The following is an 18750-nucleotide window of genomic DNA, read 5'->3' as shown; positions in this document are numbered from 1 at the left end:
TGCGACGTGCCGCGACGAGCGCGGTGAAGGCCGCAGTGAAAGTTGGAGCAGGTCAGCTCAGCTTCGCACGACATAGAAACTGCAGGCCCCGCAACATGGGGAACAGCGATGCCATTTCCCGCTCGGCCGAGAGTGTTAAAGTAAATAGAATAAATACGATTCGGCAATGTGGTGTTGGAGGCTCGAATGTCTGATTCACCAATGTACGGCCCCAGCCCATTTACCCCGGGGTACAGCAAACCCCCTCTGGTGTTCGGCGGCCACAGAACAGAGCTCAACGAAATCACTGAAGTCTTTCGTACACTCGACTTCGGGGAGAACGATTCGCTGCTGATCTCGGGGCTTCGCGGCTCCGGCAAAACGTCTATGTTGGCGAGGCTTCAGGACGCAGCACGTGAAGCAGGATGGATCGTCCTTGCGGATGACGCAAGTAAGGGCCTCATGGAACGGATCACTGAGTCTTCCATCCCACGTGAAATCAATCGGCTCACGGAGACGACCCGCGCGAGGCTCAGCAGCATAGGGATATGGAAGTTCTCAGCCAGCTTCGAATATATCGACCGAAGTCGAAGTGTAAAACCACTGCTTCGCGACGATCTGATTGCTCTCTCCACCGCCTTGAACGGTGAAGCAGGGATCCTCATCACCGTTGACGAAGTGTCGTCAGGAAAAGTCCGCTTGCGCGAGCTGTCTCGTTTCGCCCTTGAAGTCGCTCATGCAAAGTCTGAGGGCTCGAACATCATGATCGCATTTGCCGGGATCAAGGTGGATCTGGATGAACTGGCGAAGAACGACCACACAACGTTCATACGACGCTCTCGCGATCTGGATTTCCGTCGGCTGAACCCCAAAGAGACCAGGCACGTACTTGAAGAGACCATTCGCATCGCAGGCAGGGCGATCAATCCCGAGGCATTGGAACTCCTCATCCGTGTGACCCAAGGCTATCCATACCTGATTCAGTTAGCCGGTGACTATGCATGGAGAAACTCACCTGCCGAGGAGACGATATCAGTTGAGGACGCACAGATCGCTCACGACAAAGCAATCAGATCAGTGCAGCGACGAGTTATCAGCCGAGTATATGAAGATCTCTCAGAGCGAGACAGAGATTTCGTCAACGCAATGGCGGTCGACGAAGCGGGACGAAGCAAGATGTCAGACATAGCCGACCGTATGGGCACATACGGGCAATATGCGCAGATCTACAAAACCAGATTGATCAACAGCGGGTACGTTCAACCCGATGGTCGGGGGTATGTCGCATTCTCGCTCCCCTATCTTGGCGATTACATTCGATCAATGGCCCCGCAACACCCTTCAAGCGCAGGAGGGACCAACGACTGGAGTGCATACCCGCCACCGCCGACCGTGTGAAAACGCGCCTAACGGACTCGAGCCTCGCACCGCAAGTCATGGCGCGAGGCTCGAGCGGGGCCACCTCGGCGAGCTGCGATCACTCGATCATCTTCGGGCCGTACAGATGGTCCCGTCGAAGCGGACGACATCGCCGCTGAGCATGCGGTTGTCGACAATGCGGGTGACGACACGGAAGCCCAGCGTCGACACATCACGAGCTATCGGCAGGGTCATGCCGGCCATGACGGCCTTCGACGCGGAGTGTGCCGCCTGCCCGATCTGACCGTCGAAGGCAGCCACCGAGGCGGTGTTGACGATGATGCTCCATTCACCGTCGTCGCCCCGTTGGCGCCGGACGCCTCGCCGAGGCCGAGGTCCGGCTCACAGACCCCGAGCGATGAGCTCCTTCATGATTTCGTTCGTGCCGCCGTAGATCTTCTGCACCCGGGAATCGGCGTAGAGGCGAGCAATCGGGTATTCGACCATGTATCCGTAGCCGCCGAATACCTGCAGGCAGCGGTCGACGACCCGGTTCTGAGCATCCGTGGCCCAGTACTTCCCGGCCGACGCCTGCTCTGTTGTCAGCGTTCCCCTGATGCGTTCGCTGGTGAGGTGGTCGATGAAGGTGCGGACGGACAATGCCTCGGTGGCACATTCGGCGAGGACGAACTTCGTGTTCTGGAAACCGAGGATGGGCCTGCCGAAGGCCTCCCGCTCCTTCGCATAGGCGACGGTCTCCCGGACGGCGAATTCCGCGGTCGCGGCACCGCCGACGGCGATCGCCAACCGTTCCTGAGGCAGCTGCTGCATGAGTTGGATGAACCCGCGGCCCTCGACTCCGCCGAGGACGTTCTCGGCCGGGACGCGCATGTCCTCGAAGAACAGCTCCCGCGTGTCCTGTCCATGCAGTCCGACCTTCTCCAGCACACGTCCGCGGGAGAACCCCGGCAGATCATTCACTTCGGCCACGATGAGCGAAACACCCTTCGCACCGGGTTCGTCGCTCGTGCGGGCCACGATGATGACGAGGTCGGCGTGGGACCCGTTGGTGATGAAGGTCTTGGCGCCGTTGATGACGTATTCGTCGCCGTCACGCACCGCCCGGGTCGTGATGCTCTGCAGGTCCGAGCCGGTGCCCGGTTCGGTCATCGCGATCGACGAGACGAGCTCGCCGGTGGCCATGCGGGGCAGCCACCTGCGCTTCTGCTCTTCGGTTCCGAAGGCATTGATGTAGTGGGCGTTGATCGTCGAGTGGACGCTGTTGCCCCAGGCGGTGTCGCCGACGAACCCCTGTTCCTGGAGGAACACCGCCTCGTGGGCGAAGGTGCCGCCACCGCCGCCGTATTCTTCGGGGATCGAGATGCACAGCAGACCGGCGTCGCCGGCCCGGGTCCACGTTTCGCGATCGACCTGTTTCTGTTCGGCGAAGCGGGCTTCGTGCGGCACGATCTCCTTGCCGAAGAATCCGCGTGCCAGATCACGCAGGTCGTCGGTCTCCTGGGTTTCCCAGGCGCCGCGGTATCCGTCGAGAATCATTTTTCGTCTCCTGAAATTGATGGTTGAGCTGGTGGCAGCGGGTTGAACGGGGGTACGGGGTCCTTGAGTGGGACTTTCGTGTGGGGCGGGGATGCGCGAGTGGGGATTGTGCGTCCGAGTCACCTCGGCGAGGGAGCGATCACACGAGGGCGACCGGCTCGATCGGCAGTTCGTGTTCCGCGGCGAAGGCGACCCAGTGCGCCGTCGGCTCGGCTGCGAAGACCCGCTCGAGTTCTTCGTGCTCCGACCCGAGGAGGGACCCCAGCGCCTTCGCGAAGTGCGGTTCGAGACACGCCACGGCAACGTGCCCGTCGGCCGTGGGATAGGTGCGGTAGACCGGCAGACCCCCGCCGAGGTGGCCCCCCGGTGTGCTCATTTTGTGCCGTGCCGGCCCTGCCGCCCATTCGGCCGCCTCATCGAGGACGACCCGCCGGACGACTCCGCCGGTGCGCTGACCGGCGTCCTGACCGGCATCGCGTCGGGCCTCGAGTTCACGCAGCCCCGCCAGGGCCTGGAGTGCGGCGTGCTCTCCGCCGAGGACATCGGCGACGGGCACCGTGGGCATGGTCCCGGGCAGGAGGGTGGAGTGAGCGGCCTGGTAGGTGAGGTCGTGACCGGGGACGTCGGCACGGTCGCCGGCGAATCCGACGATCTCGACGTGGACCAGTCCGTGCTCGTCGACGAGTTCCGGCAGGCCGAGTGCCGCTGCCGCGCGCGGACGCATAGAGGTGAGCAGCAGATCGGCCTCGGCCAGAAGCGCATTGAGCTGCCCCGCTCCTGCTCCGTCCTTGAGGTCGATGGTGCGGATCTCCTGCCCGGCGGTGAGCTCCTGGTAGTAGTCGGGGTACAGCAGGTTGAGGGGATCGCCGACGGGCGGCTCGACCTTGATCACCCGGGCTCCGATCGAGTGCAGACGTGCGGCCGCCAATGGTCCGGGAAGATTGACGGCAAGCGAGATCACCGTGATTCCGGCGAGCGGTTGAGGGGCAGTCATTCTTGGGGCCTCCGGTCGAGTCGACTACTCACTTTTGAACAAACATATAGGATGTTGAAAGACCGTTCAATGCCGCGGAGGGAATCCGTCCCGCGAAGCCGGCAGTGTGCATCACGAAGCCGGCAGCATGCGCCGACCTGAGACAATGACGGCGGACGACAGAGGTGAGGACATGAGCGTGCCGATGAATGTGGACAAGGGAACCAGCAGCGCCGACGCCGGCGGCCCCTCGGGGACCGACCTCACCAGCCGGGCCCGCATCCGCAATGCGGGGCTCCACCAGTTCGCGACGACCGGCTTCGCCGGCACACCCCTGCGCGCCATCGCCTCCGAAGCCGGAGTGGCCATCGGTCTGATCTCGCATCATTTCGGTTCGAAGGACGGTCTCCGAGAAGCCGTCGAGGGCTGGGTCGTCGACCAATTCGCCGCAGCGATCACCGGTGCTGATGACGCCGCTGCGAACTCCGTCGCAGATACGGCCGCTCGCGATGCCGCGGTGGCCCGGATGCTCGAGAACAATCCGCTCATCGTCGGCTATCTGCGTCGCGAACTCCTCGAAGACTCCGCCGATCGCACTCTCATCACTCGCCTGGCCCGGCTCTCGCTGCAGAGCGTCGACTCGATGCGCTCGGGCGGCGTCGCCTCCACGGACAGGGATCGCGTCGATCAGGTCGTCACCGTCATGGTCCGCCAGCTGGGCAGACTGTTCCTTCAGCCGCTCGTCGATCAGGTCGTCGACTCATTTCCCACTGATGAGCGCCCGGCTGCCAAGCCGGAGCTGACGATCACCGTGCGCACACCGCAGGACTGACCCACCCCAGGACTGACCCAGCTCAACTGCACCCGCCTCATCTGACCCAGCTCAGCTGCACCCGCCTCACCTGCGCGGTTATCATGCCCTCTGCCCTCCGGGTTGTGCCGTGTCGCACATTCCCGTACATTGACAACATAGGACATCATACGTCTTACGTGTCAGTCCTAAATGTCAGATGGGGCTTCCGCTCGCACTCACGCCCGCGCCGGCCCTCTCCATCATCCACGTGAGGAGGGAGCATGGACGCTCCGGGACTCGGCGGCCTCAACTGGGCCGTGATCATCATCTACCTCTTGGCCACTCTCGGCATCGCGGTCTGGTTCACCCGCCGAGCAGGCAGAGGCAAGGATGCCTTCTTCAAGGCCGAAGGGCGGATCCCGGCTTGGGCGGCGGGCTTCTCCATCTACGCGACGACGCTGTCGGCGATCACCTATATGTCCACACCCGAGCAGGCGTTCCTCGCCGATTGGTCCTATGCGGCCGGCAACATAGCGATCTTCGCAATCGTCCCGCTGCTCGTGATCTTCTACATCCCGTTCTTCCGCAAGCTCGACGTCACCACGGCGTATGAGTACCTCGAGGAGCGCTTCGGCCCGAGCATCCGCGTGCTCGGCTCGGTCCTCTTCGTCCTCTTCCACATCGGCCGCGTCGCCATCGTCATCTACCTGCCGACGCTGGCCATCAGCTCGGTCACCGACATCAACCCGGCCGTCGTCGCCGGAGCCGTCGGCGTGCTCTCGGTCGTCTACACCTTCCTCGGCGGCATCGAGGGCGTCATCTGGTCCGATGTCGTCCAGGGCATCATCCTCCTCGTCGGTGCCGCAGTTATCCTCATCTTCGGCATCATGGCCATCGACGGCGGGCTCGGCACGGTCGCCGTCGACGCTGCGGCCGATGACAAGTTCATCTCCGCCGACAACTGGAAGTTCGGCGGAGCGGCAGCGGCCATCCCGATCGTCTTCCTCGGTTCGGTCTTCAACAACCTGCACCAGTACACGGCCAGCCAGGACGTCGTCCAGCGCTACCAGACCACGGACTCGCCGAAGTCGACGGCGCGTTCGCTCATCGTCAACGGCTTCCTCGCCCTGTTGACGATCCCGCTGTTCTACGGCATCGGCACCGTCCTCTTCAGCTTCTACCGGCACGCGGAGTCGCTGCCGGAGGGCTTCAACACCTCGGCGCTCGTGCCGTACTTCGCGGTCACCGCTCTGCCCGCCGGCATCTCGGGCCTGCTCATCGCCGCGATCTTCGCCGCTGCGCAGTCGACGATCTCGTCGAGCCTCAACTCGATCTCGGCCTGCGTGACCGTCGACATCCGCGACCGCTTCTTCCCATCGAAGGACGGAGCGCCTCGCACCGGGGTCGGCTTCTCCCGCGCCGTCATCGTCATCGTCGGAGCCCTGTCCGTCGGCGTCGCGCTCTACCTCTCGGCGACCGATCAGGCCCAGACCTGGGACCTGTTCCTGTCGATCACCGGACTCTTCGGCGTCCCGTTGGCCGGCGTCTTCGCCCTCGGGATCTTCACGAAGCGGGCGAACACCTCGGGAGTGCTGGCAGGTCTCCTGCTCGGTGCCGCACTGGCCTGGATCGTCCAGGACACGGCCGGACTCTCGCCCTTTGCCGTCTCCACCGTCGCATTCGTCGGCGCCATGGTCTTCGGCTACCTCATCTCCCTGCTCACCGGGACGATGCAGCGCGGCCGCAGCGACCACGATGTGCTGCCGCTGACGATCTTCGGCAAGCGCTCGGCCTACACTCGCCGAGTTCCCACCGAACCTGCCCGGGCGGTCGCCGCATCCGCGGCCTCCTCCCGTGCGGTCTCCGAGGCCTCATCCCCCGCAGTCTCCGCCGACTCAGCCCCGACGATCGGATCGGATCCGACCGAGCCCGGGGCCGCCTCGGCGAGCAATGATAAGAACGACAAGTAAGGACACGACCATGACTGACTTCCACGGCATCATCCCCCCGCTGCTGACCCCGCGCACGGCGCACGGTGAGATCGACCGGGCGGGGCTGGCCGCCCTCGTCGACCACCTCGTCGCCGGCGGGGTGCACGGAATCTTCGTGCTCGGGTCCTCCGGCGAGGTCCCGTACCTGACGAACACCGAGCGTGACCTCGTGCTCGAAACCGCGCTCGAGGCCGCCGCCGGCCGGGTGCCCGTGCTCGTGGGCATCAGCGAGCAGACGACCACCCGGGTTCTCGACGAGGCCGACCGTCTGCTGGCCATCGGCGGTGACGCCGCCGTCGTGACCACGCCGTTCTATGCCCTGTCCGATGCCGCCGAGGTGGAGCGCCACCTGCGCGCCGTCGCCGCCCATATCAGCGTGCCCGTCTTCGCCTACGACGTGCCGGTGCGCACGCATATGAAGATGCCGCTCGACGTCCTCGTCCGCCTCGCCGAGGAGGGTGTGATCGCCGGAGTCAAGGATTCCTCCGGTGATGACGTCGGATTCCGCCGTCTGCTGCTGGCGACGAAGCACCTGGACGACTTCGCTGTGTTCACCGGCCACGAGGTCGTCACCGACGGTGCGATGCTCAGCGGGGCGGCGGGCATCGTCCCCGGCCTCGGCAATGTCGACCCCGCCGGATACGTGCGCATCTATGATGCGGCGAAGGCCGGCGACTGGCAGGCTGCGGCTGCCGAACAGGACCGTGTGGCAGCCCTGTTCGACATCACCGGGGTCGCCACGCCGGGTCGCGTCTCCGCGGGTGCGGCGGGGCTCGGCGGGTTCAAGACCGCCCTGCGGCTCATGGGCGTCATCGACTCGAACCGGATGGCCGAGCCGATGGAGGCGCTCAACGCCGATGAGGCCGAGCGCGTCCGCGAGATCGTCAGCACTGCAGGACTGCTGTGACCCTGCCCGCCACCGTCGCCGTCGATGTCGGAGGCACGAAGATCCGTGCCGGCTCCGTCATCGACGGCGAACTTGCGCACGTGCGCAGCGTCCCGACGCCTGCGACCGCAGGTGCCCGGGCCGTTCTCGACACCATCGCCGAGGTGGCCGCCGCCGTCATCACGGAGACGTCGAGTGCGCGTGGCGCGGAGACCGGCGGTCATGGCGGTGCCGCGACTGCCGGTCATGGCAGTGCCGGATCCGGCGGTCTTGCCGGGGGCGGGGACGGCTCGGGTTCCGACCTCGTATGGCGGATCGGCATCGGCGCGGCCGGGGTCATCGACCCGTCGAGCGGTCTCGTCGTCTCCGCGACGGAGTCCCTGCCCGGATGGGCCGGAACGGACCTGGTCGCTGAACTCACTGCGCGCACCGGCCTTCCCGTGCGCGTCGTCAACGATGTGCACGCCCATGCCCTCGGCGAGGCCGCCGCCGGAGCCTCCCGCGGTACTCGAAGCTGCCTGCTCGTCGCGGCGGGCACCGGAATCGGCGGCGGGTTCATCGCCGATGGGCATCTGCTCACGGGCCGGAATTCCGCGGCCGGTCATATCGGTCATGTGCCCGTCGCGGCTGCGACCGGTCTGGGCTGCCCGTGCGGCGGAACCGGCCACGTCGAAGCCATTGCCTCGGGTCCGGCTGTTCTCGAAACCTACCTGCGCTTGGCCTCTGGCGCTGCCGAGTCCGCTTCCGGGCCGGCGGAGCCTGCGGCACACGAACATTCCCACAATCAGGAATCGGCGAATCCGTCCAGCTCCTCCTCGGGGCCAAATTTAGGATCCGATCGTGATACGGGGGCGGCCGCCTCGGCGAACTCAGCGTCCGTCCCAGCCAACACCCGAGAATTGGCGGCGGCCGCCTCGGCGGGGGATGAACTGGCGTTTCGCGCCTTCGACATCGGGGCGCGTGCCCTCGGGTCGGCACTCGGCGGGATCGTCAATGTCCTCTCCCCCGAAGTCGTCGTCATCGGCGGCGGACTCGCCGAGATGGACGGCATCTGGTGGAACCCCCTCCGGGCGGCCTTCGCCGCGGAACTCATCCCCGCCGCCTCCGGAGCTCAGCTCGTGAAGGCAGAATTGGGACAGGATGCCGCGCTCATCGGCGCCGCCGGCCTGTGGAACGACGAACCCGGCGAGACGTGCTGAGACGCCTCCCTCCCATCACGCCAACAACCTGACCAACGCGCCGAACGGCGAGAAGAACCGCGAGAAGAACGGCCAGAAGAAGGAGACTCACTGATGCTGTCGAAGACCGAGATCCTCGAGGCACTGCAGGGGCGGCTCATCGTCTCCGCACAGGCCTATCCCGGCGAGCCGATGCGCGATCCGAGAACGATGGCGCAGGTGGCGGCCTCGGCGGTCAGCGGAGGAGCGGCGGCCGTGCGGGTGCAGGGCCTCGACGACATCCAGGCGACCCGCTCGGCCGTCGAGGTCCCGATCATCGGCCTGTGGAAGGACGGCAAGGACGGGGTCGTCATCACTCCGACCTTCCAGCACGCCTATGCGGTGGCTCTGGCCGGATCCCACATCGTCGCCCTCGACGGGACACGGCGTGAACGACCCGACGGGCTGAGCCTGGCCGAGACGGTCGAACGCCTCCATGAGCAGACGAACGCCCTGGTCATGGCCGATTGCGGCAGCCTTGACGACGCGAAAGCCGCGGTCGAGGCCGGCGCCGACATCATCGGCACGACCCTGGCCGGCTACACCGGCGAACGGGCGAAGACCGAGGGTCCCGATCTCGGACTCATCAGCGCCCTCCGACGTGCGGAACTGCCCGCGCTGCTCGTCGCCGAGGGCCGCATCCACACCCCGCTGCATGCCGCCGCCGCGGTCGATGCCGGCGCCGACTCCGTGGTCGTGGGCACCGCGATCACGCATCCGACGACGATCACCTCATGGTTCACCGAGGCGGTCGAGGGCTGAGTTCGCTCAGAGGCTCTGCCACTCCGGTTTGTTCTCGTACGCGTGGCGGTAGTAGTCGCCGAGCTGCAGCCGCGACGCCGCCGCATCGTCGAGCATGACCGTGACGTGCGGGTGCATCTGGAGCACGGTCGCCGGCCACATCGCGGAGATCGGTCCCTCGACCATCTGATGCACGGCCTCGGCCTTGTTGCCGCCGGTCGCAACGAGCACGAGGTGTTTGGCCTCCATGATCGTGCCCAGCCCCTGGGTCAGGCACAGCTTCGGCACCTGCTCGACGTCGCCGTCGAAGAACCGCGCATTGTCGAGCCGCGTCTGGTGCGTCAGGGACTTCACTCGCGTCCGCGAGGCCAGGGATGACCCGGGTTCGTTGAACGCGATGTGACCGTCGCTGCCGATCCCGAGGATCTGCAGGTCGATCCCGCCCGCCTCGGCGATCTTGTGTTCATAGTCCGCCGAGGCGGCCGCCAGGTCATCGACCGACCCTTCCGGACCGTGGACGGCCCCCTCGGCGAAGTCGACGCGCGTGGCGATCTCGGTGTCGATGACGTTGCGATAACGCTGCGGATGGTCCTCGGCGATGCCGACGTATTCGTCGAGCATGAACGCCTGCGCGTGGGCGAAGGACAGCCCTTCGTTCTTGTGGCGGGTGGTCAGCTCATCGTAGATGCGCAACGGGCTCGATCCGGTGGCCAGCCCGATGACCGGGGCGGCTTCGGTGCGCAGCAGCCGCTCGATCGCGTCGGCAACGAGTTCCGACAGCGTGTATTCGTCGGCGATGACGACTTCCATGTGGTCTCCTTTGTCGTTCAGTCAATCATTTCTGCTCGAGGGCGCGCATGATCGGCTCATAGTGGGCGGTGATCGCGGCGCGGAAAGCCGCGGCATCGCCGGATTCCGCCGCTTCGAGCATGAGGCCGTGGGCCTGCGCTGTCTGCTCGAGGTCGGCGGCCACGGCGACGTTGAGTTTGGGCAGGACGGCCGTGTGCACATCCCAGAACGCTGCGACGAGTTGGCCGACGAGCGAGTTGCCGAGTTTCGCGAGCAGTCCCGTGTGGAAGGCGCGATCCTGCTGCGGGAAGGTCTTGCCGGCGGCGGCGAGCCCGGTCATCTCATCGACGAGGGAGTGCAGGTCCGGGTTCGAGGTTCCGCGCAGTGCGTCGACGATCTGCGCGGACATTCCGTGGTCGAGGGCCTTGCGCACCTCGACGACATCGCGGAGGGCGTCGAGGTCGTCACCGGGGCTGAGCACGCCGCGGAAGACGAGGGCTTCGACGAGGGCATCGAGCGTCATCTCGCCGACGTACGTGCCGTGGCCGTGGCGGACGTCGACGATGTCGAGGGTCGAGAGTTTGCGGATGGCTTCCCTGACGTTCGACCGCGAGACGCCGAGGCGGGTGCACAGTTCGCCTTCGGTCGGCAGCAGGTCCCCGGGACGCAGACCGTCGGAGAGGATGAGATCCTTGATCCTGTCGGACGTCGTCACTTTCCGTCCGGTCTCTGTCGTCTCCGCCATGATCACCTTCTGCTGGTCGTTCCACGCTGAGCTTCCAGTATACGTCTGACATCAGATGTATCGGTGATGAGTTCCCTCCTCGAGACGAGAGCCAGCGTCCTTGTCATATACGCGGCGCTCGATGACTACTAGAGTGATAGGAGTCAGCGGTCGTCGCACGGCCGACAACCACGACCCATTGGAGTAGTCATGAGTGGAGTGGCGGTCACCATCGCCGTTGTCATCATCATCCTCGTCGTCGCCGTCCTGCTGTTCGGGAAGCTGCGCACGAGCGTGTTCTTCACGGTGAAGACGCAGGAGAACGTCATCGTCGAACGATTCGGCAAGTTCAAGAAGGTCGCGCGGCCGGGGCTGAACACGAAGGTGCCGTTCATCGAGACGACGAGCAGGCCGATCTCGCTGCGCGTCCAGCAGCTCGAGGTCAACATCGAGTCGAAGACGAAGGACAACGTCTTCGTCACGGTGCCGGTTGCGGTCCAGTACGTCGTCGAAGAGGACAACGTCGCCGATGCCTATTACCGTCTGGCGAATTCGGAGGAGCAGATCCGCTCCTATGTCTTCGACACCGTCCGTTCGGCACTGTCGGGACTGACGCTCGACACCGCGTTCGAGTCGAAGGACGACATCGCCGAAAACGTCGAGCGCCGACTGTCGGAGTCGATGAAGCGCTACGGCTTCAAGATCGTGAGCACTCTGGTCACGGACATCACCCCTGATCAGCGCGTGCGGGATTCGATGAACTCGATCAACGCCGCGCAGCGTGACAAGGTCGCCGCGCAGTCGCTGGCTGAGGCCGACAAGATCAAGCGCGTGACTCAGGCGCAGGCCGAATCCGAGGCGATGCGCCTGCACGGTGAAGGCGTGGCCGCTCAGCGGAAGGCGATCGCGACCGGCATCGCCGAGCAGTACGCGAAGCTGCAGGAGGTGGGCATCGACAAGACGGCCGAGCAGCTGCTGATGATGACCCAGTACTTCGACACGATGCAGAACGTCGCGCAGGAGGGCCGGTCGAACGTGCTGTTCATGCCGTCGAACCCGGGAGGTCTGGGCGAGATGGGGCAGGAGATCCGCAACGCCCTGTTCGCCGCCAATGCCGCCGACGAAGGCTCGCATCTGCCGGCGCCGCAGGGCCGCGACGATGCGGGCGGCGATTCCAGGAGCAGTTCCGGCAACGGCGCCGACGGCACGAACGTCCCGCCGCAGCCGACGACTCCGCCGGCAGATCGGTCCGGGCAGTATGCCGGCGGACAGGGCCAGGGCGGCTCCGGTCAGGGAACGGGCGGACAGGGCCAGCCGGGACAGGGCCGCCCGGGGCAGGGCCAAAGTCAGCACGGCGGGCAGGGGCACTCGGATCCGCGCTCCGCGGCCCAGTCGGCCGTTCGCGCCGCCGCCGAGCAGTGGCGCAACCGCCGCGGCGGCAACCAGGGCTGAGCCGGCATCGTTGGGCCGGCCGGCAGTGCTGGACCGGCATCGCTGGGCCGGCCAGAGTTGAGCCGGCAGGCACAGCTCAGCGCACACCGCCGAGGGGCGGGTGAAGAGTGATCTTCACCCGCCCCGCACCCGTCTGCACACCCGCAACTCCACGTGGGAACTCCCCCCCCGGCGGGGTCCTCCCCGCAGGAACTCGCCGCCACCTGGGAACTCCTCTTCCTAGAAACTCGCCGCCACCTGAGAACTCCTCCTCCTGGGAAGTCGACGCCATCCGTGAACTGACTGACTCCTGAGAACTCGCCGCCTCCCGGAATTATTAGTTGTGCACAATTGAATTGTGTGCAACCATTTTCATATGAACGCGCTCGATCTCGACCGGCAGCTCTGCTTCGCTCTCTATTCGGCGTCACGAGCGATGACGGCGTCGTACAAAGATCTGCTTGCCGAACTCGGCATCACCTATCCGCAGTATCTGGTGATGCTCGTGCTGTGGGAGGAGGGCTCCGACGACGAGGGCGTGACGGTCAAGCGCCTCGGCGAGCGTCTGCAGCTCGACTCGGGCACGCTCTCCCCTCTGCTGTCACGACTCGAATCGCTCAGCTTCGTCACCCGCCATCGCTCCGCCGAGGATTCGCGCAGAGTTCTCGTCCGCGCCACCGCCGAGGGCGCAGCGGCCAAAGAACGCGCCGAATGCGTGCCGGCCCGGATCGGCGAGCGCACGAATCTTGCCCCCGCGACGATGCCCGAGCTGCTGGAGACTCTGCGCGCGCTGACGAGGAACCTGCGCGCGGAACCCGCGCCCATCGAGTCCCCCGACCCCCTACCGCACCATTGAACTCACACCCCACCTCTGCATTCTCAGCGCGCCACTGACCCAGTGCTGCACCGCTGACCCCGCATTTCACCACCGACCCCACTGAGCACCACTGATCCGACAATGCACCACCAACGGAAGGAAACATCATGAAGGCTCTCTACACAGCAGAAGCACTGGCCACAGGCGAAGGCCGTGACGGCCACGGACGCACGAGCGACGGAAAGGTCGATGTCGATCTCGCGACTCCGACCGAGATGGGCGGCAGCGGCAATGGCACGAATCCCGAACAGCTCTTCGCCGTCGGCTACGCGGCCTGCTATCACTCAGCGCTGCGCCTCGTGGCCGGTCAGGCCAAGGCGAACGTCGACGATTCCACGGTCGGCTCACGCGTGAGCATCGGCAAGAACAATGAGGGCGGGTTCCAGCTCGCCGTCGAACTCGAGGTCACACTCCCGCACCTCGACAAGGCCGAGGCCCAGGCGCTGGCCGACAAGGCCCACAAGGTGTGCCCGTACTCCAACGCCACCCGCGGCAACATCGACGTCACCATCACCGTCACCGACGACTGAGCGGCAACGCGGCCACCGGTGTCGGTCGGCAGCCCTCCGACGGCCGACCGACACCGGCGCGCCGGCACGGGCCACGACCTCCGGCCGCAACAACAACTGAGGGGCGGGTGAAGATCTCTCTTCACCCGCCCCTCAGTGCCGTTCGGATTCAGCAGCCGGCCCGCAGACCCTGCCCCACCCAAACCCCAGCTGACATCAGCGGACGCATGCGACTATCAGCTCGACGCTCTCAGCTCAGCGCTTGGCCATGGCTTCCAGCGCGGACTTCTCGACCGCCTCGGCGACGGCCGGGGCAACACGGGAATCGAGCGCACCGGGCACGATGTAGCCGGGCTCGAGGTCATCGCCGACGAGATCGGCGATCGCACGAGCGGCGACGAGCTTCATATCGTCGGTGATCTCGGATGCATCAGCGTCGAGCGCACCGCGGAAGATTCCGGGGAATGCGAGGACGTTGTTGATCTGGTTCGGGAAGTCGCTGCGCCCGGTGGCCACCACGGTGGCGTACTTGGCGGCGACGTCGGGGACCACCTCGGGGTTGGGGTTCGACAGAGCGAAGATGATCGCGTCGTCGGCCATGTTGGCCAGGTGCGCCTCGTCGATGGTGCCGCCGGAGACGCCGATGAAGGCATCGGCACCGTCGAGGGCCTCGCCGATCCCACCGGCGATTCCGCGCGGATTCGTCGACTCGGCCAGGAACTGCTTGGTCTCGGTCAGATCGGAGCGACCGGACTCGACGACGCCCTTGGAATCGAGGACGACGATGTCCTTGACACCTGCGTCGGCAAGGATCTTCACCACGGCCACACCGGCGGCACCGGCGCCGGAGACGACCACACGGACGGACTCGAAGGACTTCTTCACCACGCGCAGAGCGTTCGTCAGAGCGGCGAGGACGACGACGGCGGTGCCGTGCTGATCATCGTGCATGACGGGAATGTCGAGGGCTTCCTTGACCCGGTCCTCGATCTCGAAGCAGCGCGGGGCGGAGATGTCCTCGAGGTTGATCGCACCGAAGGTCGGAGCCATCCGGACGATCGTTTCGACGATCTCGTCCGTGTCATTGGTGTCGAGCACGATCGGAATCGCATTCAGCCCGGAGAAGGACTTGAACAGAGCGCACTTGCCCTCCATCACCGGCAGCGAGGCGGCCGGACCGATGTCACCGAGACCGAGCACAGCCGACCCGTCGGAGATGACCGCGACGAGCCGGCCGGTCCACGTGTGCGTGCGCGCCAGCTGCGGCTCGTCCTTGATCGCGGTGCAGACCTTGGCCACGCCCGGGGTGTACGCGATCGAGAGGTCGCGCTGGGTCTGGAGCGGTGAGGTGAGCTCGGCGGAGAGCTTGCCGCCTTCGTGTGCCTCGAAGATCTCGGCGTCGGTGATCGGGCCCTTGGAGCCCTGGTCGGAGGCGGCGGAGTTGTGAGCGGTGGTCGTCATGGTTGATCCTCATGGTTGATGCGGCGGCGGTCCGTGAGCGTGAGGAGCTCGCGCGCACTCGGCTGGGCAAGCACTCTGCTCGATGATCGGACCATCGGTGCAGCCGGCAGTGATCGTCTGGCCACCGGTCGGCGCCGACACGGTCAGCCGTGAGCACCGGCGATGGCCTGGGCGAAGAACTGGTCACCAGTGAAGGATGGTGCGGTGACGTCGACGCGGCCCGCGACGTGGCCCTAGGTGAAGAGCGACGCGGTTGCGCGCAGTGCGGATACGGCTCGCATGTGGCGAGTACCGACCTCATGGGTCGCATCCGGCAACCCGATCATCATAACCGATGCTGTGACCCGTTTCACCCGAAAATCCCGCCCTCACCGAGGCTGTCCCGCCGTTTCGGTGGCACGTTCTCCAGACCTTTGGACCCCGCGGGAGGGCCGTGGCCTTCAGCCTCACCGAGGCGGCGCGCCCTTGATGCGCCCGCCCATTTCGAAACTGCGACGGGTCAGCGCCGAGGAGGCACGTCCCGATGGCCGACTCATTCCGCGGCAGCGACGGGTCAGCGCCGAGGAGGCGCATCCTCCCCCGAAATCGCAGCAGATCTTCCCCCGCAATCCTCACCCAGGTGCCGCACTCACGCAGAAACCGCGCCTGACCTGCATGGATGAAAACGAACACTCTCATGTCAGTGCCCAATGCAAAGATGATGAGGTAATAAGAACTTCATCAATCTCTCATCGAAACCTATTCGAATCTTTTCTTTTGTTTCTATTGTCAATGTCCGTTTGAACGCTTACCATAGAGTTAACAGCTTTTCCAATCAGCACCACTCCCGACAACGAAGTCCGAGGCAGGTGAAAAGGCAATGAAGGGCACCACCAACCGTTCGACCCCGGGTCGGGCCGAAGAGCCGGGCTCAGCACAGACGTCGCCGTCACCGCGATTCGCCGTCCGCTTCGAATCCAGCATGTCTCGCTTCGCCGAGAATGCCGTCGCTTCCGATCGTGCGCATTTCTCGCTCCTCGAGTCGGTCTCTTCTGTCGTACTCGAACAGGTTTTCATCGAGTTCGAGCTCCCCATGCCCGAGGGGTCCGAGCCTTTCCGCTGCGAGACGATTGCTGCAACCTTCGAGCGTCGAGCCGAAGAGTCCGAACAGACCACCGGCTTCGGCTCGGCGGAGGCGTTCGAGACCGCACCCACGGACGCACCGTCGTCGACCGACGCGTCTACCTCCTCAGCAGTAGTGCCTTATGACGCCGACTTCGCCAGAGCGCAGGCGGAAAAGGCGTCTGAGTCCGAGAAGAAGGTGCTGCCCGAATTCCCCGAGCTCGATGAAGGCATCTGCTTCTCGAAGTGGGTCTATGACTATGTCGACGCGGAGGACCTCGTTGAGATCTCGACGGTGCTGGGGACCAATACTGCGCGCACCTACCGTCAGCTGACCGGCGCGATGACGATCTTCTATGGTCTTCCCCGCTTCGCCGACCGGGTCCGCGCAGGAGAGTTCACCCAAGCCCATGTCGACGTGGTTGCCCGCCAGTGTGCCGACGTCGCGTTCGCCTTCCTGCCGAAACTCGATATCTTCCTGGCGGCCCGGCGCGCCGATATCACCTGCGAGACTCTGCGCCGCGATCTGGCCAAAATGATCGCCCTGCTCATTCCGCCGGTCGACAACACCGAGCTCGCCACCAGGCGTCGTCGCATCGATGTCGACGGCTACAAGGACGGCTCGGCCTGCCTGACCGTCAGCGGACCCTCGGCGGAGATCTTCGCCTGCTACAACCGGATCCAAGGCATGGCTCTTGCCGTGCATGGCAAGAACAAGTCGGCATTCAACCTGCCCGTGGGCGTTGAGATCAGCGATGACCGCTCCATCTCTCAGCTCGAGTACGATCTGTTCATCCGGCCTGTCCCGGAGCTCAAGGTCAAGGTCGTGTCGGTCGATCCGATCACGGGAATCCAAACAGCCAAAGACACGTCGCTGCTCGACGCCGACGGCGAGCTCATTCCCGATATGGACTCCGACGATGCCGTGGCCGACTTTGCGAAGCATGTTGCTTCGGGCTCGGCCGGCGACGCCAAGGAGTCGTCCGACGGGTGTTCAGCCGGCGGCACCGAGGAACCGTCCGACGCTTGCTCTCCTGCCGACCGGTCCGTCGGTTCGGCATTCTGCCCCGACAGTGAGGACGCTGACGGACCCGTTGAGTATTTCGTCAAGCTGCGTATGCCCACCAATGCGTGGTGGCTGTCGCATCAGGCCGCCACCGTGGTGACCGTTCCTTTCCTCACCCTCACTGAAGATTCGGACCTGCCCGGCACTTTTGCCGACGGCTCGCCTGTGCCCGCCGAGGTGGCCCGCACTATCGCCGGCCGCTCGAAGAGCATCCAACGGATCCTCACCGACCCCGGCACCGGCACTCCCGTCGACGCCAAAGCGACGACTTACCAAGTCCCCAGAGATCTTCGGAAGACCCTGGTCGAGCAGTGGACGGTGTGCACCGTTCCCGGCTGCTCGCGTCGGGCCGAGAAGTCGGAGATCGACCACGTCGTTCCGTTCTTCCACCTGAATCCGCTCAAGGGCGGTCTCACTCGGTTCGGAAACCTGCATCCTCTGTGCAAGAAGCACCATGCACTGAAGACCGCCGGCCGCCTTCGGGTCACTATGCCCAAATCCGGTGAGCTCGACTACGAGTTCAGGCACGGGATCACGACTACTGTGTCGGCGCCCGGCCAGCCGATCAATGTGGCCCAAGCGCTCGAATTCGATGCCTTGGGACGACTGGGTCTCAAGCGGTGGAAACTGCCCTGGTCGATGGTCCCGCCAGCACCGAGGGTGCTCGAACTCATGCCCGGTGAGTCAACGATCCGCCAGCGCGACGAAGAGAAGCGCCGGCGCGACGAGGAGAGGCGTCAGCGAGAGGAACGGGAAGCCCGACAGCGGCGACTGTCGGAGGCGTATCGGGAGCAGCGGGCAGAAATCAGGCGGCTGCGGCTTGAACGCTGCCTCGATTGGGAGAACTCTGTCTTCCAGCCGTGCCTCCCCGCCGGCACCGACCCAGCTGCAATGAAGCAGCTGACTGGGAACGCCAAATATGCCCGAGCCGTCAAATGGGCGCGTCTCGCGGGTCTCGCCATCGACGCCATCACCGTCGACCCGAACGGGCTCGACGAACCCAGCGCTCGTACCAACACTGGCTCGAGCATCAGCGACTCGGAGGTCAAGGCGCAGTCTGAGGACGCTTCCGGCTCCAAGGACGCTGGAGCCGACGATCCCTGGGACCACCGTTTCGTCTCCAAGACGGTGAACTGGGAACACGACCTCGAAGTCGATCCCCCACCATTCTGATGACGCGCCGCGGAGCCTCTGACGTCACTGCAGGTGGGGCCGCTGCAGTTCAATCGGATGGAAGGCACCCAACCGTCCGGGCACGTAGACTCATGACAATTGAACGATCGCTCAGAGGCAGGT

16 protein-coding genes are annotated in these 18750 nt (G+C 65.2%); 10 read left to right on the top strand and 6 right to left on the bottom strand.

The window, feature by feature from the left end; translation table 11 throughout:
• Positions 1 to 186 precede the first annotated feature (186 nt).
• Positions 187 to 1377, top strand: coding sequence for an ATP-binding protein (locus tag CXR29_RS02400; protein WP_127363788.1), 1191 nt, complete (start codon positions 187 to 189; stop codon positions 1375 to 1377).
• Positions 1378 to 1464: 87 nt separating this feature from the next.
• Here the strand turns inward: CXR29_RS02400 and CXR29_RS02395 are convergent, their stop codons facing one another.
• From CXR29_RS02395 to CXR29_RS02385, 3 genes are all read right to left on the bottom strand, one after another.
• Positions 1465 to 1659: a Rossmann-fold NAD(P)-binding domain-containing protein gene (locus CXR29_RS02395; protein WP_420897587.1), complete on the bottom strand. Its 195-nt coding sequence runs from the start codon at positions 1657 to 1659 to the stop codon at positions 1465 to 1467.
• 81 nt (positions 1660 to 1740) lie between these two features.
• A complete protein-coding gene (locus CXR29_RS02390; RefSeq protein ID WP_127363786.1) occupies positions 1741 to 2895 on the bottom strand; it encodes an acyl-CoA dehydrogenase family protein in 1155 nt (384 codons plus the stop codon).
• A gap of 139 nt (positions 2896 to 3034) precedes the next feature.
• A complete protein-coding gene (locus CXR29_RS02385; protein WP_127363785.1) occupies positions 3035 to 3889 on the bottom strand; it encodes a CoA transferase in 855 nt (284 codons plus the stop codon).
• 172 nt (positions 3890 to 4061) lie between these two features.
• On the opposite strand from CXR29_RS02385, the gene CXR29_RS02380 reads away from it, so the two are divergent.
• From CXR29_RS02380 to CXR29_RS02360, 5 genes are all read left to right on the top strand, one after another.
• The gene (locus tag CXR29_RS02380) at positions 4062 to 4700 is read left to right on the top strand and encodes a TetR/AcrR family transcriptional regulator (protein ID WP_241241561.1); all 639 of its coding nucleotides are present in this window, start codon (positions 4062 to 4064) and stop codon (positions 4698 to 4700) included.
• Positions 4701 to 4942: 242 nt separating this feature from the next.
• Positions 4943 to 6631 carry a sodium:solute symporter family protein gene (locus tag CXR29_RS02375; protein WP_127363784.1) on the top strand — a complete coding sequence of 563 codons (1689 nt, stop codon included), beginning with the start codon at positions 4943 to 4945 and terminating at the stop codon, positions 6629 to 6631.
• A 10-nt stretch (positions 6632 to 6641) separates the two neighbouring features.
• Complete coding sequence (locus tag CXR29_RS02370; RefSeq protein ID WP_127363783.1) at positions 6642 to 7559, top strand: dihydrodipicolinate synthase family protein; 918 nt, start codon at positions 6642 to 6644, stop codon at positions 7557 to 7559.
• Positions 7556 to 8737 carry an ROK family protein gene (locus CXR29_RS02365; RefSeq protein ID WP_241241560.1) on the top strand — a complete coding sequence of 394 codons (1182 nt, stop codon included), beginning with the start codon at positions 7556 to 7558 and terminating at the stop codon, positions 8735 to 8737. The genes CXR29_RS02370 and CXR29_RS02365 overlap by 4 nt, the downstream gene beginning before the upstream one ends.
• A 93-nt stretch (positions 8738 to 8830) precedes the next feature.
• The gene (locus CXR29_RS02360) at positions 8831 to 9517 is read left to right on the top strand and encodes an N-acetylmannosamine-6-phosphate 2-epimerase (RefSeq protein WP_127363782.1); all 687 of its coding nucleotides are present in this window, start codon (positions 8831 to 8833) and stop codon (positions 9515 to 9517) included.
• Between the two features lie 6 nt (positions 9518 to 9523).
• Here the strand turns inward: CXR29_RS02360 and nagB are convergent, their stop codons facing one another.
• Entirely contained in the window at positions 9524 to 10306 is a 783-nt protein-coding gene (gene nagB, locus CXR29_RS02355) for a glucosamine-6-phosphate deaminase (RefSeq protein ID WP_127363781.1), read from the bottom strand.
• A 25-nt stretch (positions 10307 to 10331) separates the two neighbouring features.
• Positions 10332 to 11030 carry a FadR/GntR family transcriptional regulator gene (locus CXR29_RS02350; protein WP_127363780.1) on the bottom strand — a complete coding sequence of 233 codons (699 nt, stop codon included), beginning with the start codon at positions 11028 to 11030 and terminating at the stop codon, positions 10332 to 10334.
• 189 nt (positions 11031 to 11219) lie between these two features.
• On the opposite strand from CXR29_RS02350, the gene CXR29_RS02345 reads away from it, so the two are divergent.
• From CXR29_RS02345 to CXR29_RS02335, 3 genes are all read left to right on the top strand, one after another.
• On the top strand, positions 11220 to 12461 hold the full coding sequence (locus CXR29_RS02345; RefSeq protein WP_241241559.1) for an SPFH domain-containing protein: 1242 nt from the start codon (positions 11220 to 11222) through the stop codon (positions 12459 to 12461).
• Between the two features lie 355 nt (positions 12462 to 12816).
• Positions 12817 to 13296, top strand: coding sequence for a MarR family winged helix-turn-helix transcriptional regulator (locus CXR29_RS02340; RefSeq protein WP_101554977.1), 480 nt, complete (start codon positions 12817 to 12819; stop codon positions 13294 to 13296).
• Positions 13297 to 13424: 128 nt separating this feature from the next.
• Positions 13425 to 13847: an organic hydroperoxide resistance protein gene (locus CXR29_RS02335; protein WP_127363779.1), complete on the top strand. Its 423-nt coding sequence runs from the start codon at positions 13425 to 13427 to the stop codon at positions 13845 to 13847.
• A 234-nt stretch (positions 13848 to 14081) separates the two neighbouring features.
• Here CXR29_RS02335 and CXR29_RS02330 read toward each other — a convergent pair whose 3' ends face one another.
• A complete protein-coding gene (locus CXR29_RS02330; RefSeq protein ID WP_127363778.1) occupies positions 14082 to 15287 on the bottom strand; it encodes an NAD(P)-dependent malic enzyme in 1206 nt (401 codons plus the stop codon).
• 859 nt (positions 15288 to 16146) lie between these two features.
• Between CXR29_RS02330 and CXR29_RS02325 the strand changes: the two genes are divergently transcribed.
• Positions 16147 to 18627 (top strand): HNH endonuclease signature motif containing protein, encoded by a 2481-nt coding sequence (locus CXR29_RS02325; protein ID WP_127363777.1) that lies wholly within the window; start codon positions 16147 to 16149, stop codon positions 18625 to 18627.
• Positions 18628 to 18750 lie beyond the last annotated feature (123 nt).

Source organism: Brevibacterium linens, from assembly GCF_003999335.1.
Lineage (GTDB): Bacteria > Actinomycetota > Actinomycetes > Actinomycetales > Brevibacteriaceae > Brevibacterium > Brevibacterium linens.
The sequence above is the reverse complement of the archived record's forward strand: the minus strand, read 5'-3'. Positions and strand labels throughout refer to the sequence as shown.